The 15,718-nt window shown below is 37.4% G+C and carries 13 protein-coding genes; 9 read left to right on the top strand and 4 right to left on the bottom strand.

Annotation, left to right across the window (positions count from 1 at the left end; all coding sequences use genetic code 11):
- Positions 1–28 precede the first annotated feature (28 nt).
- The gene (locus J0L69_11270) at positions 29–1,744 is read left to right on the top strand and encodes a DUF349 domain-containing protein (GenBank protein MBN8693770.1); all 1,716 of its coding nucleotides are present in this window, start codon (positions 29–31) and stop codon (positions 1,742–1,744) included.
- On the opposite strand, the gene J0L69_11265 is transcribed toward J0L69_11270, so the two are convergent.
- Complete coding sequence (locus J0L69_11265; protein MBN8693769.1) at positions 1,741–2,160, bottom strand: acyl-CoA thioesterase; 420 nt, start codon at positions 2,158–2,160, stop codon at positions 1,741–1,743. The genes J0L69_11270 and J0L69_11265 overlap by 4 nt on opposite strands.
- Positions 2,161–2,334: 174 nt before the next feature.
- On the opposite strand from J0L69_11265, the gene J0L69_11260 reads away from it, so the two are divergent.
- Entirely contained in the window at positions 2,335–3,291 is a 957-nt protein-coding gene (locus tag J0L69_11260; GenBank protein MBN8693768.1) for an ATP-binding cassette domain-containing protein, read from the top strand.
- Between the two features lie 2 nt (positions 3,292–3,293).
- Positions 3,294–4,634 carry an ABC transporter permease gene (locus tag J0L69_11255; protein ID MBN8693767.1) on the top strand — a complete coding sequence of 447 codons (1,341 nt, stop codon included), beginning with the start codon at positions 3,294–3,296 and terminating at the stop codon, positions 4,632–4,634.
- A gap of 10 nt (positions 4,635–4,644) precedes the next feature.
- On the opposite strand, the gene J0L69_11250 is transcribed toward J0L69_11255, so the two are convergent.
- Positions 4,645–5,190 (bottom strand): RNA methyltransferase, encoded by a 546-nt coding sequence (locus tag J0L69_11250; protein MBN8693766.1) that lies wholly within the window; start codon positions 5,188–5,190, stop codon positions 4,645–4,647.
- Between the two features lie 54 nt (positions 5,191–5,244).
- On the opposite strand from J0L69_11250, the gene J0L69_11245 reads away from it, so the two are divergent.
- The 5 genes from J0L69_11245 to J0L69_11225 are packed head-to-tail and all read left to right on the top strand — an operon-like array spanning position 5,245 to position 9,840.
- Positions 5,245–6,225 (top strand): MCE family protein, encoded by a 981-nt coding sequence (locus tag J0L69_11245; protein ID MBN8693765.1) that lies wholly within the window; start codon positions 5,245–5,247, stop codon positions 6,223–6,225.
- A gap of 4 nt (positions 6,226–6,229) precedes the next feature.
- Complete coding sequence (locus J0L69_11240) at positions 6,230–7,537, top strand: (Fe-S)-binding protein (protein MBN8693764.1); 1,308 nt, start codon at positions 6,230–6,232, stop codon at positions 7,535–7,537.
- Between the two features lie 8 nt (positions 7,538–7,545).
- Positions 7,546–7,962, top strand: a complete 417-nt coding sequence (locus J0L69_11235; protein MBN8693763.1) for a phosphoheptose isomerase — start codon at positions 7,546–7,548, stop codon at positions 7,960–7,962.
- Positions 7,963–7,974: 12 nt separating this feature from the next.
- Complete coding sequence (locus tag J0L69_11230; GenBank protein MBN8693762.1) at positions 7,975–8,769, top strand: (Fe-S)-binding protein; 795 nt, start codon at positions 7,975–7,977, stop codon at positions 8,767–8,769.
- A 39-nt stretch (positions 8,770–8,808) separates the two neighbouring features.
- Positions 8,809–9,840 carry a tetratricopeptide repeat protein gene (locus J0L69_11225; GenBank protein ID MBN8693761.1) on the top strand — a complete coding sequence of 344 codons (1,032 nt, stop codon included), beginning with the start codon at positions 8,809–8,811 and terminating at the stop codon, positions 9,838–9,840.
- Position 9,841: 1 nt separating this feature from the next.
- Here the strand turns inward: J0L69_11225 and J0L69_11220 are convergent, their stop codons facing one another.
- Both J0L69_11220 and J0L69_11215 read right to left on the bottom strand, forming a co-directional pair.
- Positions 9,842–10,747: a M20/M25/M40 family metallo-hydrolase gene (locus J0L69_11220; protein ID MBN8693760.1), complete on the bottom strand. Its 906-nt coding sequence runs from the start codon at positions 10,745–10,747 to the stop codon at positions 9,842–9,844.
- 41 nt (positions 10,748–10,788) lie between these two features.
- Complete coding sequence (locus J0L69_11215) at positions 10,789–11,403, bottom strand: YigZ family protein (protein MBN8693759.1); 615 nt, start codon at positions 11,401–11,403, stop codon at positions 10,789–10,791.
- Between the two features lie 240 nt (positions 11,404–11,643).
- Between J0L69_11215 and J0L69_11210 the strand changes: the two genes are divergently transcribed.
- On the top strand, positions 11,644–15,714 hold the full coding sequence (locus tag J0L69_11210; GenBank protein ID MBN8693758.1) for a gliding motility-associated C-terminal domain-containing protein: 4,071 nt from the start codon (positions 11,644–11,646) through the stop codon (positions 15,712–15,714).
- Positions 15,715–15,718 lie beyond the last annotated feature (4 nt).

The following is a 15,718-nucleotide window of genomic DNA, read 5'->3' as shown; positions in this document are numbered from 1 at the left end:
AATTGATGATTATTTGAAACTTTGTAAAATGAAGAACGAAATTATTGCAAAATTAGAAGAGCTGCTTTCAAAAAGCGCAGGTGAAGTTGCTAACGATGTGCGAACTCTGCAAAAGGAGTACCAAAAGTTATGGACCGCCGAATTTGAAACCGCGAAGCAGGCATTTATCGACGAGGGCGGTAAAGCAAAAGAATTTATTTACGAAAAGAGTGCTGAAGATAAGCGCATCGGAGATCTTATTGAGAAATTCAATAAGCTGAAAAAAGATGAAGAGCAAAAGGTGGCGCAAGAACAACACAAGAATTTTCTAATACGTCAGGAAATTGTAGCGAAGATAAACGACCTGAGTGAAGTGAATAGTAATGTAGGTGCGGTTGTGAAAAAACTGCAGGAGTTACAAACGCAATGGAAAGAAACAGGCGCAGTTTCTTCACATAAATACAAGGAAATTCAGGCTGAGTACAGCAAGGCCGTTGAAAACATCTATTATAATCTTAAAATTTTCAGAGAGCTTCAGGATCATGATTTGAAAAAGAATTATGAATTGAAAAAAGAACTCATTGAAAAAATGAAAGGCGTTCAATCTCTTGATAACATTAAAGAAGCTGAGCGATTGATAAAAGTATACCGCAACGATTGGGAAGATATCGGTCCGGTGCCAAATGAAAAGTGGGAAGAGTTGAAAGGTGAATATAGAGCTGTTTTAGATGATACCTATGCTAAGATTAAAGCATATTATAATTCGGTTGAGGAAATTAAGGAAGAGAATTTAGCTGCTAAGAAAGCCCTCGTGGAGAAAGTAAAAGCTATTTTAGATTTGGATTTAAAGTCGGTTCAATCCTGGAATGAAAACACGGACAAAATTATTGAAACTCAAAATGAGTGGAAAACCATAGGGCGTGCCAATCAAAAAGAGAATGATGCAGTTTGGTCGGAATTCCGTGAGGCATGCGATGCTTTTTTCGCAAGAAAGAAGGAATACTTCAATGTGTTGCATGAACAACAAGGTTCTGTAAAACAAAAGAAGAATGAATTAATTGAAAAGGCTGAGGCTATTCAAAATAGTACTGATTGGCAAAAAACTACTCAGGATATGATTCGCTTACAGGATGAATGGAAAAAACATCATCTTGTAAATGAACGCGAAGAATCGAAAATGTTTTTCCGTTTCCGAAAAGCATGCAATACTTTTTTTGATGCTAAAAAAGCGCATCATGATGCCATTAACGCATCCATGGAAGGTAATGTAAAGGCTAAGGAAGAATTAGTGGAAAAAATCAATGCATTCACTTTAGGTGAAGATGCATCTGAAAACCTTAAGCAATTAAAGGAGTTTTCTACGCAATGGAATTCAGGCGGACAAGTTCCGTTCAAAGAACGTAAACGATTGAATGAAGCGTTTTATAATAAATTAGATGAATTGTACGAGAAGTTAAATCTGAATAAATCAGAGAAGCTCATGATGCAGTTTAAAAATAAAATCGAACGACTTGTTTCAGCCGAAAATGCTTCTGAATTATTAAAACGCGAAGCGGATTATTTGAAAAAGCAAATCGATGAAGCAAACAATAATATCAAAACCTATGATAACAATATGGGCTTTTTCAAAAATGCAAAAAGTGATAATCCATTATTTAAAGATGTAAATCAAAAGATGGATGCTGAGAAGCAAAAAATTGCAGACTTCACAGCCAAACGTAAATTGGTAATTGAGGAAATGAATAAATTAAGACAAAACGCTTAGAAGGTTTTTCCTTCCGTTTTTTCAATACTTTCTTTTAAAAAGCCGGGAATACCGGCTTTTTCATTTTTGTTAAAATCGTAAACTACAATAATATCTTCTGCTTCGGCGGCTATTTCGTGTTGATCATTTAAGATAACATGCTGAATGGAGAAGCTGGTGTTTTTTATAAAGCCTACTTTACTTTTAATTGTAATATTCCCCGGAAAAAACAAAGGTTTTTTAAATTGACAACCGGTAGAAGCAAGAATAGGTCCAAGGTTTTGCATATTGTGTAAATGATTCAAACCGATTTTTTCCCAATAATTTACCCTGGCAGCTTGTATGTATTTAAAGAAGGACACATTGTTAACGTGTCCGTAAAGATCCATTTCGCTCCAATCAATGCGTAGGGTTAATTCGGTATTATATCCTTCCATAATCAACACAAAGAAAATCTAATTCTGCCAAATTAAAAAATTCTAATTCTGGAATCGCTACAACAATTAAGCATTTGCGATAATCCGCGAAATCTGCGGGAAATAATCAATTGGAACCGTTCATAAAATTTAAAATATGGCATTCAAATACAACTTATCTTTACCTATCAAATTATGGAGCCAATTTTAGAGGTAAGAAATGTTACCAAAAAATATTCGAATCACATTGCCTTAAATGATGTGAGTTTAACTGTCCCCCGTCAGTCTGTTTTCGGTCTATTAGGACCAAATGGCGCGGGTAAAACATCACTGATTCGAATCATCAATCAGATAACTGCACCTGATTCGGGTGAAGTGTTTCTGAATGGAGAAAAGCTAAATCCTAAACATGTGGATTTAATTGGATACTTACCGGAGGAACGTGGATTGTATAAAAAAATGCCGGTGGGCGAACAAGCTTTATACCTAGCGCAATTAAAAGGGTTAAAGAAAGCGGAAGCTAAGAAACGTTTACTCTACTGGTTTGAGAAATTTGAAATGCAAACCTGGTGGAATAAAAAAATTGAAGAGTTGAGTAAAGGGATGCAGCAAAAAGTTCAGTTTATCGTAACTGTATTACATGAGCCTTCATTGCTTATTTTAGATGAGCCTTTCAGCGGTTTTGATCCTATCAATGCGCAATTAATTCGTAATGAAATTTTAGAATTGAGAAAAAAGGGCTCAACCATTATTTTCTCCACGCATAATATGGGAAGTGTTGAGGAATTGTGTGATCATATCGCTCTGATTAACCGTTCAAAAAATATTTTAGATGGTTCGGTTAAAGAAATTCGGAAAACGCATAGAAGTAATACCTACAAAATTTCATTCAAAGGAAATATGCTTGGGTTTACGAATGCATTATGGACAGGCGCTGAATTGTTAGATAAAGGTAAAGATGATGAAGAGATAAATTGGGCTTTAATTAAAATTGCGCCGCAAGTTAAATCAAGTCAGTTGTTACAATCAATATTGCCGGTTTGCGAGATAGTTTCATTTAACGAAGTCATACCTAGCATGAATGATATATTTATCTCAAAGGTAAATTCGGAAAATGGTGTCATTGGAACTCAAAGTAATTTTACAGAATAATTATGGGAAAGATTGGATTAATTATACAACGAGAGATTGTTTCCAAATTAAGAAACAAAACTTTCATTATCATGACCTTTTTAGCTCCTGTGCTAATTGCAGGTTTTTTTGCCATGATTATTTGGTTAAGCATGAGTGATAAGGCAGATCAAAAAATTTTAGTGATTGATGAAACCACTTTTTTCAGAGATAAATTAGCCGGTAATGATTACATCACGTTTACTTTTTCGGATCGGAAATTAGATGATGCTCTCACGGATTTCTATACCTCCGAAAACACATGTATTCTTTACATTCCTAATAATTTAATTAGCGGAGCGGGGGGAACAATAAAGGTTTTCTACAAGAAAGCTCCGGGTTTTGCGGTTCAAACAGATATAAAGAACCAAGTTGAGAAGGTGTTATACGAGTATAAATTAAAAGCGAATAACATTGATCCCACTATTATTCACAATGCTAAGCAATCCGTAAAAATGATTACGGAAAAGGTAAACGAAAAGGGGGAGAGTGCCGAGCAATTAACAGGATTTGCCAGCTTGTTTGGTTTTTTGAGTGGCGCATTAATGTTCATCTTTATCATTATGTATGGTATGATGGTATTTAGAAGTGTAATGGAAGAAAAAACCAATCGTATTGTGGAAATTATTGTATCGTCGGTGAAGCCTTTTCAGTTAATGCTTGGAAAGATATTGGGAATTGCCATTCTAGGTATTTGTCAGTTTATCGTTATGGGAATCATCACCACAATTCTCACCACTGCTTTATCAGCCACTTTATTAAAGGATGTGAAATCCGACTTGGCTAAATTTCAGAAGCAGCAGCAAGAAGTTTTTAAAAATGGTGCAAGTGCCGATTTAGAGAAATACGATAAGATGCAGGATAAACTAGAGACCTTTGAAATTCTTCAGCAGGTGCAAAAATTAAATTTCATGGAAATAGCGATTTGTTTCTTGCTCTATTTCATTGGAGGATATTTATTCTTTAGTTCTATTTTAGCGGCGATAGGAAGTGCCGTTGATGCCGAATCGGATGCGCAACAATTTATGATGCCGGTGATGTTGCCATTGATGGCGGGCTATTTCATTGCGGCAAAAATGATGACAAATCCCGAAGGTGCATTGGCGTTTTGGGGTTCCATCATTCCGTTTACTTCCCCGATAGTTATGATGGCACGTTTACCTTTCGGAGTTCCGCTCTGGCAAATCGCGTTATCGGTTACTCTGTTGTATGTTTCGTTTGTTGGAGCAACATGGCTAGCCGGTAAAATTTATCGTACCGGAATTTTAATGTACGGTAAAAAAGTTAGCTGGAAGGAGCTTAGTAAATGGGTTTTTTATAAGTAGCGGGTTGATACTACTTGGAAGACTTATTAGTTAAATTGTTTTTTACTAATTCCCACACAACAATTCCTAAACTAACGGAAATGTTCAACGAGTGTTTGCTTCCAAGTTGTGGAATTTCGATGCTGCCATTGCAAATATTCACTACATCTTGTTCAACACCGTAAACTTCATTGCCAAACACAAGCGCTAATTTGGAATTATCCGTGTTTCTGAATTCTTGCAAGTAAGTACTATTTTCAACTTGTTCGATCGCGTAAACTTTATAACCGTTTTTCTGTAATTCATTTACGCAATCCACGGTATTATCATAATGTTTCCAACTAACGGTCTCCGTAGCTCCCAAAGCTGTTTTTTCAATTTCCTTGTTAGGAGGAGTTCCTGTTACACCGCATAAATAGATAGCTTCAATTAAAAAAGCGTCAGCAGTTCTAAAGGCGGAACCTACATTATTGAGACTGCGTATGTTATCCAATATCAGAATTATTGGTGTTTTCTCAGCCTGTTTAAATTCCTCAATGCTTTTACGTCCTAAATCTTCGTTTTTTATTTTTTGCATAGGGCAAAAATAGCTATCTTTAAGCTTTAATTTTCTATTTAATTATTTGTATTTGTGAAGATTAGTAAAGAATTTAAAATAGGGGCCGTAGTTATTTGCGCAATTGCCGCATTTATATGGGGTTTAAATTTCTTAAAGGGTTACGATATACTTTCACGCAAAAATGTACTTTATGCCGTTTATCCTCAAATTGATGGTTTAATTGAGGCCAATCCTTTAATGGTGAAAGGGTATAAAATCGGACAGGTTAACCAAATTACTTTGATTAAGAAAGACGGAGAATATCAGGTGTTGGTTAAATTTTTAATTACCGAAGATGTAAAGATTCCAAAGCATTCCATTGCAAAAGCGGTGAGCTCCGATTTATTGGGATCAAAAGCGGTTGAAATTATTTACAGTAACGAAACAGAATTTGTTCAATCAGGTGATACATTGTTGGCGGCGTCAGAAGAAGATTTAAAAACAGCCGTTGACAAACGATTAACACCTTTGCAAAAGAAAGCGGAAGGATTATTATCTTCAATCGACTCTGTAATGGTAATTGTTGAAACGGTGTTAAACGCAAATACACGCGATAACTTAAGTAAGTCATTCGAAAGTATTAAGAAAGCAATCACCAGTTTAGAACAAACATGTTACAAGTTAGATGATTTAGTAGCTACCGAAAAATCAAAAATTTCATCAATCCTTTCTAAATTAAATTCTGTGGCAGGAATGTTAGAACAGAATACCGGGAAGATTGATAATATTCTTACCAACTTTAATAATCTCTCCGATAGTTTAGCGAAAGCACAATTAAAAGATGCTATTGATAATGCCGATAAAACTCTAAAGGAATTAAATATTTTGGTAGCACAAATCAATGCCGGACAAGGTACTTTGGGTAAATTAGCAAAAAACGATTCTTTGTATAATAACTTAAATAAAGCCAGTGAAGATTTAGATAAGTTGATGAAAGATTTACGTATTAATCCGGAACGTTATATCCACTTCTCAGTATTCGGAAGGAAGGAAAAAAACAAACCAAAAGACTAGTAGTATGATAAGTTCTATTGCCTTTATTATTCTGTTTGTTGCCGCAACAGCTTTTTTTATTTACAATGCTCGCAAAGTTCGCCGTAATATTTTACTGGGGAAAAACATCGACTTAAGTGATAATCGCGCTGAGCGTATAAAAACAATGACCATGGTTGCCCTTGGCCAAAGTAAGATGGTAACTCGTCCGGTTTCGGCTACCATGCATATTTTGGTTTATGTTGGCTTCGTTCTAATTAACATTGAAGTGTTGGAAATGTTTGTAGATGGAATTTTTCATCAGCACCGCGCGTTCTCTTTCATGGGAGGTTTTTATAATTTCTTAATCGGATTCTTCGAAATTTTAGCGCTTGGCGTTTTTATTGGTGTCGTTGTTTTTTGGTTCAGAAGAAATGTGGTGAAGGTGAAACGTTTCCTTAATAATGAATTAAAAGGTTTTCCAAGTTTTGATGCCAATGCTATTTTGATAGCTGAAACATTATTAATGAGTGCATTGTTTTTAATGAACGCCGCAGATCAGGTATTGCAATTTCGCGGACACGATCATTATCACCAAGCCGGCTCTTTCCCGGTAAGTCAGATTTTAGTTCCGGCCGTTGCAGGTTTATCGGATGGTACATTAATTTTCATTGAGCGATTCTGCTGGTGGTTCCACATCATTGGAATTTTCGCGTTTTTAAATTGGCTACCATATTCTAAACATTTCCATATTATATTGGCTTTCCCTAATACATTTTTCTCTAATCTAAAAGCAAAGGGAAGTTTCAAAAATCTATTTGAAGTAACAGATGTGGTGAAACCAAATTTCGATCCTGCTTATCAACCACAATTAGACCCTAATGTTCCGGTAAAATTCGGCGCTAAAGATGTTACCGATTTAACATGGAAACAATTACTCGATGCGTACACCTGTACCGAATGCGGACGATGTACCAGTTCTTGTCCGCAGAATATCACCGGTAAAAAATTGTCTCCACGTAAAATTATGATGGATACCCGCGACCGATTAGTGGAAGTTGGAAAGAACATCGATAAGAACGGCGGAACATTTGTAGATGACGGAAAATCATTGTTAGGAGATTATATTACATCTGAAGAAATTTGGGCATGCAACACCTGCAATGCTTGTGTTCAGGAATGTCCGGTGAATATCGATCCATTATCTATCATCATGGATTTAAGACATCAATTAGTATTAGAACAAAGTTCTGCACCAACCGAATTAAACGGTATGTTCAGTAACTTAGAAAATAACGGCGCTCCTTGGCAGTTTTCACCTGCTGATCGCGCTAATTGGATTAACGAGAATTAAAAAGGAATATGAGTAAGTTGATTGAAATTGAAGAGAACGGTAAGAAATTAAGTCCGGTTTTACCTGAGCATATTAAAAATTATTTGATTGACATCGATGGAACTATTTGTGATGATATTCCCAATGAAGAACCGGAAAGAATGGCTACCGCACAATTATATCCCGAAGCTTTAATAACTTTAAACAAATGGTTTGAAGAAGGACATATCATTACGTTTTTTACCAGTCGTACAGAAGAACACAGAGCGGTTACTGAACAATGGTTGAAAGATAACGGATTTAAATACCATGGTTTATTAATGGGAAAACCTCGCGGTGGAAATTATCATTGGGTGGATAACCATATGGTGCGTGCAACACGTTACACTGGGAGATTTACAGACTTAGTAGAGAAAGAAACAACGATTCAAGTATTTCAGAATTAATAAAGTTTTACAATGAGCAATACGCCAATTAAAGTACCAACAATGGCCGAGATGATGGCTAATGGTGAAACGCCTGAGATTTTATTTTGGGTGGGATGTTCAGGAAGTTTCGACGATCGTGCAAAAAAAATAACGAAGGCGATCGTTCGAATTTTGAATCATGTTAACATTAAGTTTGCTGTTTTAGGAACTGAGGAAACATGTACAGGCGACCCGGCAAAGCGTGCCGGCAATGAGTTTTTATTTCAGATGCAGGCTTTCCAAAACATAACTGTACTTAATAATTATAATGTTAAGAAAATTGTAACCGGTTGTCCGCATTGTTTCAACACATTAAAGAATGAATATCCTGAATTAGGCGGTAAATACGAAGTGGTGCATCATACACAGTTGGTACAGGATTTAATCAATCAAGGTAAATTGAAAGTGAACGGTGGTTCATTTAAAGGAAAGAAAATTGTTTATCACGATCCTTGTTACTTAGGAAGAGCCAATGATGTTTATGAAGCGCCGCGTGAGGTGATTCAAAAGTTAGACGTAGAATTGGCAGAAATGAAACGCAGTAAAGCAAAAGGATTATGTTGCGGAGCAGGCGGAGCACAAATGTTTAAGGAAGCAGAGAAAGGAAATAAGGAAGTAAGCACCGAAAGAGCAGAGGAGGCTTTAGCATTAAATCCGGATGTAATTGCTGTTGGTTGTCCGTTTTGCAATACCATGATGACAGATGGCGTTAAACATTTTAATAAAGAGGATAAAACAAAAGTATTGGATGTTGCTGAACTTATCGCAACTGCCAACGATTTATAAAACCAATTGCTTTTCCCCGGGCAATATAATTTTAATAGCATGAAAATTTTGAAATCAGTTACGGTAATTCTTGCCGCATTCTTGATGTTTTCCTGTAAATCGGGCGAAAACAAAGAAGTAGTTAAACAAGAAATCAAAGATTCGTTAATCGACAAGTTAAATTCACCTGAATTAAAAGCAGTGAATGAAAAATTAAAGAACGATCCGAATAATGCCGAATTATATAATGAACGCGCTAAGATTTATATTCGTTTAAAGCAGTTCGATGCGGCCATTGGTGATGCACAACGCTCATTGAAAATTGATAGTACGAATGCCAACTATCACCTTACGTTGGTAGATGCTTATTTTGCAGATAACAAAACGCGTCAGGCAAAGGAAACATTGGAGTTAGTAGCAAAAAAATTTCCTGATAACATAGAAGGTCTTTTAAAATTAGGAGAGCTCTTCTTTTTAGTGCGCCAATATGAAAGTGCGTTAACGCAAATTAATAAAGCATTGAAGATTGATGAGAACATGGCTCGCGCCTATTATTTGAAAGGTTCTGTATTTAAAGAGATGGGCGATACAACCAAAGCCATCTCGAGTATGCAAACAGCCATTGAGCAGGATAACAAATATTTTGACGCTTTTGTGGATGTAGGGTTGCTTTATGCAGTGAAGAAAAATCCTCTCGCATTTCAATATTTCGATAACGCCCTTCGCTTAAAGCCGGGTAATGATAATGTAATGTATGCAAAGGCAAAACTTTTGCAGGATATGAATAAAATTCCGGAAGCCATTGCTGAATATGAAAGAATGTTGGCTATCAATAAAGATAATACGATGGTGCTTTATAACATGGGTGCTATTTATTTGGATAGAAAGAAAGATGCAGAGAAAGCGGTTGATTATTTTTCAAAAGCCATTGCTGTGGATCCAAAATATACCGAAGCCTATTTTGCGAGAGGAGTTTGTTATGAAGTATTGAAGGATATTTCAAATGCAAAAGCCGACTATAACATGTGTTTACAAGTTACGCCAAATTACGAGATGGCTATTGAGGCATTGAATAATCTCGAGAAGAAATAAATCAGAGTTCTTTCATTAACATTTTGTAAAGCGATAACATGCTCTCAATATCTTTCTTGTGTACTTTTTCATCCGGTGTGTGTACATTTTGCTCTCCGGCGCCTACAAAGCACCAATCCCATGGATGTTCCGACATTTGTAATTCTTTTGCATCACTGCCACCGCTTCCTTCTACTTCCAGTTGATGCGGAATATTATGTTTTTTAGCAATATGAATGATTTTGTTGACGAAGCTTCTTCTCGGTACCAAACTATCGCGCATGGAAATAACAGCGCCTTTACCGGCATGAACTCCATCGGATATCCATGATATATCTGAAATGAGCGCTTGAAACACATTGTATTTTTCAGCTAAAAATTTTTGCAAAAATGTAACACTGCCTCCGCCATGTTCTTCCCAGCAACTAAACACGATGGCTCCGTCTTTTAAAGTTTCGGCAGTTTTTAAAGCGTTGTAAATTCCTAATCGATTATCCATGTAACAGCACTGAATGTAATCTTTATCTTCTCGCCAATTAGGTTTAAAGGTAAGTTCGGTGCCCCTTTCTAAATCGCGTTTGAATTTATAAGCTAGAGTAGAGTAGCCATGCTTATCTTTTTTAACATCGAGTTCCACTTCTGCTTTTCCTATCGAATCTTCTCCCACTAATTTGAATCCGCTTTTGCAAAGTGGTCCGCCAATTTTTACTAACTGTTTTCCATATCTAACGGTGAAGCCAATGCTATCCATGTGCGCAAAAACAGCGGTACGTGGTTTTCCGAAAATTAATACAATACAATCTTGAAAGCCTTTACCGTGAAAAATTTTAGGCTGATGCTTCCAGTTTTTTTTATTTTTTTTGATGTACTCTAATAAAAAATCTTTCATGGCCACTTCATTTCCAGAAGGAGCGTGAATGGAGCACATTGTTTTTACAAGTTCGTAATCGGAGTTTTTTGTTTTTGTCATTAGTGCGTTTTTAGATACTTAAATTTTATCGGTGTAAGCTTCATGATCTGTTCTTCAACTTGGTCATTATAACTTTTTCTTACATCAAATATAATCACGCAATTTGATTCGTATTCATTTGAAATTATTTTACAGTGATTATCACGCAAGATACGCATTACAGAATTCATTTGCTCGAAATTAAACTCTACTCTATATTGAAATAAAATATGCTTTTCAATGATTTCGGCATTTTTTAGAGCATCTGCCGCTGCTTCGCGATAGGCATTAATTAAACCACTAACACCAAGTAATGTTCCGCCAAAGTATCGGGCAACAACAATCAGAACATCCGTTAAATCTTTGGATTGTATTTGTCCTAGTATAGGTTTACCGGCCGAATTATTTGGTTCACCATCGTCATTAGCCCTATAAGCAGCTTTATCGGCACCTAATCGCCATGCATAACAATGATGATTAGCCCCATGATGTTCTTTTTTTAATTGACTAATGATTTCTTTGATTTCAGCTTCTGTTTTAACCGGGAATACAAAGCCTAAAAATTTACTGCCTCTGTCTTTATAAATTCCTTCTGATGCTTTTTGGATGGTAAAATATGAGTCGTCGAAGAGCATTATTTATATCGCAAAGCAAGTTAATTTTATCAATAAATGCCACATGAAACAGTAAATAATCTGCAAGGGGGCAGCACCTAACTAAAATATTTATTTTCAGTAGAATAGTTCAAGAATCCCCTTCAAATTCTGTTCATAAGCTGTTAATTATAGCAGACTAGCCATTCTATTGAGTGAAACCTAGGCTTGCCTTATTTGAAAACAGGGTTATTACGCCTCTATTTCACTAAATTTAATACAATGATTGCAAAACTCCATCCCATGAAGAATCTTATTAAACTTTCGGCCATTGTATTTACTATGTTAACCGTAAACGTGGTAAATGCCCAAACAAAAGGTGAACCGCTTTGGGGTACACCATGTAAAGAATGTTTAGAGCCTGTAGGGAATACTCAAAAAGGTTCTCCTGCTTCAGTTCAAAACGGAAACGCAACAATTGCGACAAGTTATACAACTACAGCTTGCGGATTAAACTTTACGACAGCGAGTGTTCGATTGCATGCCCGCTCGTTTGGTGCAGTTACACCTGCAACAGGTCTTGCTCAACCAGCCACAATGGCTATTTCAGGGATGCCTGCATGTTTTCAGGTTTTAAAAGCATTTTTATACATAGGTGGTTCCGGAAACGGTAGCGCTTTTAATGTGAATTTTACTAATCCGGCTGCAACTGCTTCTACAGTTCCAGCTACCATTATTGGAAGTGACGTAGACAAATGCTGGAGCTTCCCGGGTACATACAATTACCGTTGTGATGTAACTGCTTTGATTTCCGGGAACGGTAATTATGTTATAAGCGGAGTTCCGGTAAATGCTACTGCCAAAACAATGGATATGGATGGCGCTACTTTATTTATTATTTATTCTGATCCAAATCAAACCTACACAGGCAGTATTATGATTGGTGATGGTTGTATGGTAATGAAAGGTGGAACTAAAACTGCTAATCTTACCGGCTTTAATGTTTGCGGACCAACTTCTTTAACAACAAATTTTATGGCTGTTACCGATTTACAGAAAATCGCAGCTACTCCTGTTTACCTTAACTCAGCTACCGCTAATTTTACTCAGCCGGTGGCAAGTCAGCAAGTATATGATTACATTCAACAACCCGGTGGCGCTGCTGTAGCAGGACAAACCTCCGCAACTTACGGTGTTCAAAATACAAGCGACTGTTGGAATCTGGTGTTTGCCGGTATGTATTGGCGAACAGCTTGTAACGTATGTACGATTTCTAATCTTACAGTTACTGCTATTACGTCATCTTCTTGTTCTGCCGGTTCTGCAACCGCTAACGTGTCCGGCGGTACTGCTCCTTATTCTTATACGTGGAGCCCTGCCGGTGGAAATGCGCAAAGTATCACTAATATGCCTTCAGGTACTTATACTGTAAATGTAAAAGACGCTACAGGTTGCAAAACCGGAACTGCAACTGTTGCAGTTAACGCGGCTTCAGGACCAACTATTACGGCTAATGCCGGAACCATTTGTGCGGGTAGCTCAGTTAATTTAACCGCTAATGGTGCTGCAACTTATACTTGGAGTCCGGGTACCGGATTAAATACGACTAACGGTCCGGCCGTTACTGCCAACCCTGCTGCTACAACAGTATACTCCATTAGTGGAACTAATGCATTAGGTTGCGTGGCTACGATTACAACTCAGGTAATGGTAAATCCAATGCCTGTACCTGTAATTAATAGTAATAGTCCAATATGTCTGAATGCACCACTAAACTTAACTTCAGGTGGCGGTACAACATACGCATGGAGCGGACCAAACGCTTTCACTTCAACATTGCAAAATCCTACGGTTGCAGCCGCTACAACAGCTGATGCAGGTGTTTATACAGTAACTGTAACTTCACTAGGATGTTCATCAACAGCTACAACTAACGTTGCGGTATTAACGCCTTCAACAACTGCTACTAATACCGGACCATATTGTGCCGGTGCAACTATTCAATTAAATGGTGGTGCAGCAACATCTTATAGCTGGACAGGTCCGGGTGGATTTACATCTAATTTACAAAACCCAACTATTGCTGCTTCAACAACTGCAATGAGTGGAACTTATAATTTATTAGTTTCAATTGGTTCATGTACTGCAGCAGCTTCAACCAACGTTGTTGTGAATGCATTGCCGGTTCCAAACGCAATTAGTAATAGTCCGGTTTGTGCGAACGATCAAATTACATTCACAGGTTCAGGCGGAACAACGTATACATGGACTGGCCCTGCTTATAACTCTAATCAACAAAATCCGGTAATAGCTTCTTCAACTGCTGCAAATGCCGGTACATATACTTTAACGGTAACCGATGCTAACAACTGCGTTAACTTTACAACTGTAAATGTGGTTGTAAATCCGCTTCCTGTTATAACGGTTAACAGCCCTGTAACTTGTTTGAATACTTCATTTACTTTATCTGCAACTGGTGGCTCAACATATGCATGGAGTGGTCCTGCCGGATTTACTTCAAACCAGCAAAATGCGGTTCTTACCAATGCAGCGGCATCTATGTCGGGTGTATACACGGTAACTGTAACTACAGCGAATAACTGTGTGTCAACTGCCACCACAAACGCACAAGTATTACCATTGCCTAATCCTCAAATCAACAGTAACTCACCTGTTTGTGTGGGTAACGCGTTAATGTTAGCAGGAAGTGGAGGTGCAACATTTGCTTGGACCGGACCGAATGGATTTGTAAGTGCTCAACAAAACCCAACAATAGCAAACGTAACATTGGCAGAAGCCGGCGTTTATACTTTATTGGTTTCTTCAGGAACCTGTACAGCAAGTACTACTGCAACTATTGTTATTAATCCGCTGCCAACTCCTCAAATCGTAGTGAATACTCCGGTGTGTGTTGGACAAGCTTTAAACTTTAGCGGTAGTGGTGGTGTAACTTATAGCTGGAATGGTCCGGGCTTCATTAATAACACACAAAACCCTTCAATTCCTGCTGCCACAATGTTTAATAATGGAGCCTTTGTGTTAACAGTTACTGATGCAAATAATTGTACTAATTCAACCACTCAGAATGTGGTGGTAAATCCATTACCAAATGTAAATGCAACCGGTGCTACCGTTTGTGAAAACGGCAATGCAACTTTAAGCGCGGGTGGTGGAGTAACTTATTCATGGAGTGGTCCGAATGGTTTTACTTCTAATAGCCAAAATCCAATGTTGTCAAATGCGCAATTGAATGTATCAGGACAATACACAGTATTAGTAACTGACGCAAATACTTGTACAAATACAGCGGTAGCAACCATTATTGTGAATCCTGCTCCTGTAGCAACAATTAATAACAATAGTCCAATTTGCGTAAACAACATGTTAAGTTTAAGCGGTTCGGGTGGAGTGAGCTATAGCTGGACAGGGCCAAATGGATTTGTTTCTACTTCTCAAAATCCAAACTTCAATGCAAGTTCAACAGCCTACTCAGGAAATTACGTGCTTACAATTACGGATGCTAATGGATGTACAGCTTCTGCTACAACAGCAGCAACTATTAATCCAATTCCGAGTGTAGCAATTAATGCAGTTCCTAACAGAGGCTGTGCGCCTTTCTGTACTTCATTTAATTTAAGTACGAGTCCGGGTGTACAAACCTACAATTGGAATTTAGGAAACGGAATCACAGGAAATACAGCCACACAACAAACATGTTACGGTACTACCGGTGTTTACACAGTGAATGTAGTTGTATCTGATGCCATTGGATGTACCAATAGCGCTACTTATACCGTTGAAGTATTCCCTCAACCGGTTGCTGACTTTAACCATGCACCAATTAAACCAATCATTAATATTGATCCTGAAGTAACATTTACAGATGCTTCACATGGAGATTCGATTGTTAAATGGCAATGGTATTTCATGAATACCGCACAGTATACATCGACACAACAAAACCCAACGTTTATGTATTCTGATCCGGGTACTTATGCAGTAGCCTTGGTTGTTACAAGTGATAAAGGCTGTATTGATACATTAGTGAGAATTGTTGAGGTAGGTGAAGACTTCGGAATTTACGTTCCAAATGCATTTACGCCTAATGCCGATGGATTAAATGATGTGTTCCAGCCAAAAGGATTTGGTGTTGTAAAATACCAGTTGCAAATATTTGACCGTTGGGGTGAAAGAGTGTTTGAGACCAAGGAATTTGAAAAGGGATGGGATGGAAAATTCGCGGGACGTGGAGATAATATTTGCGAGCAAGGAACTTATACCTGGTTGATAAATGCAGTGAGTGTATTTGGAAAAGCACACGAGTTAAAAGGTCACGTAACACTTATCAAATAATTGA

This window comes from Bacteroidota bacterium, from assembly GCA_017303905.1.
Lineage (GTDB): Bacteria > Bacteroidota > Bacteroidia > B-17B0 > Aurantibacillaceae > JAHEYG01.
The sequence above is the reverse complement of the archived record's forward strand: the minus strand, read 5'-3'. Positions and strand labels throughout refer to the sequence as shown.

Bases quoted from the DNA above. Each gene is read 5' to 3' on its own strand.
- J0L69_11270 (MBN8693770.1), top strand. From the start codon at position 29: ATGAAGAACGAAATTATTGCAAAATTAGAAGAGCTGCTTTCAAAAAGC.
- J0L69_11265 (MBN8693769.1), bottom strand. From the start codon at position 2,160: ATGGAAGGATATAATACCGAATTAACCCTACGCATTGATTGGAGCGAA.
- J0L69_11260 (MBN8693768.1), top strand. From the start codon at position 2,335: ATGGAGCCAATTTTAGAGGTAAGAAATGTTACCAAAAAATATTCGAAT.
- J0L69_11255 (MBN8693767.1), top strand. From the start codon at position 3,294: ATGGGAAAGATTGGATTAATTATACAACGAGAGATTGTTTCCAAATTA.
- J0L69_11250 (MBN8693766.1), bottom strand. From the start codon at position 5,190: ATGCAAAAAATAAAAAACGAAGATTTAGGACGTAAAAGCATTGAGGAA.
- J0L69_11240 (MBN8693764.1), top strand. From the start codon at position 6,230: ATGATAAGTTCTATTGCCTTTATTATTCTGTTTGTTGCCGCAACAGCT.
- J0L69_11235 (MBN8693763.1), top strand. From the start codon at position 7,546: ATGAGTAAGTTGATTGAAATTGAAGAGAACGGTAAGAAATTAAGTCCG.
- J0L69_11230 (MBN8693762.1), top strand. From the start codon at position 7,975: ATGAGCAATACGCCAATTAAAGTACCAACAATGGCCGAGATGATGGCT.
- J0L69_11225 (MBN8693761.1), top strand. From the start codon at position 8,809: ATGAAAATTTTGAAATCAGTTACGGTAATTCTTGCCGCATTCTTGATG.
- J0L69_11220 (MBN8693760.1), bottom strand. From the start codon at position 10,747: ATGTGCTCCATTCACGCTCCTTCTGGAAATGAAGTGGCCATGAAAGAT.
- J0L69_11215 (MBN8693759.1), bottom strand. From the start codon at position 11,403: ATGCTCTTCGACGACTCATATTTTACCATCCAAAAAGCATCAGAAGGA.
- J0L69_11210 (MBN8693758.1), top strand. From the start codon at position 11,644: ATGATTGCAAAACTCCATCCCATGAAGAATCTTATTAAACTTTCGGCC.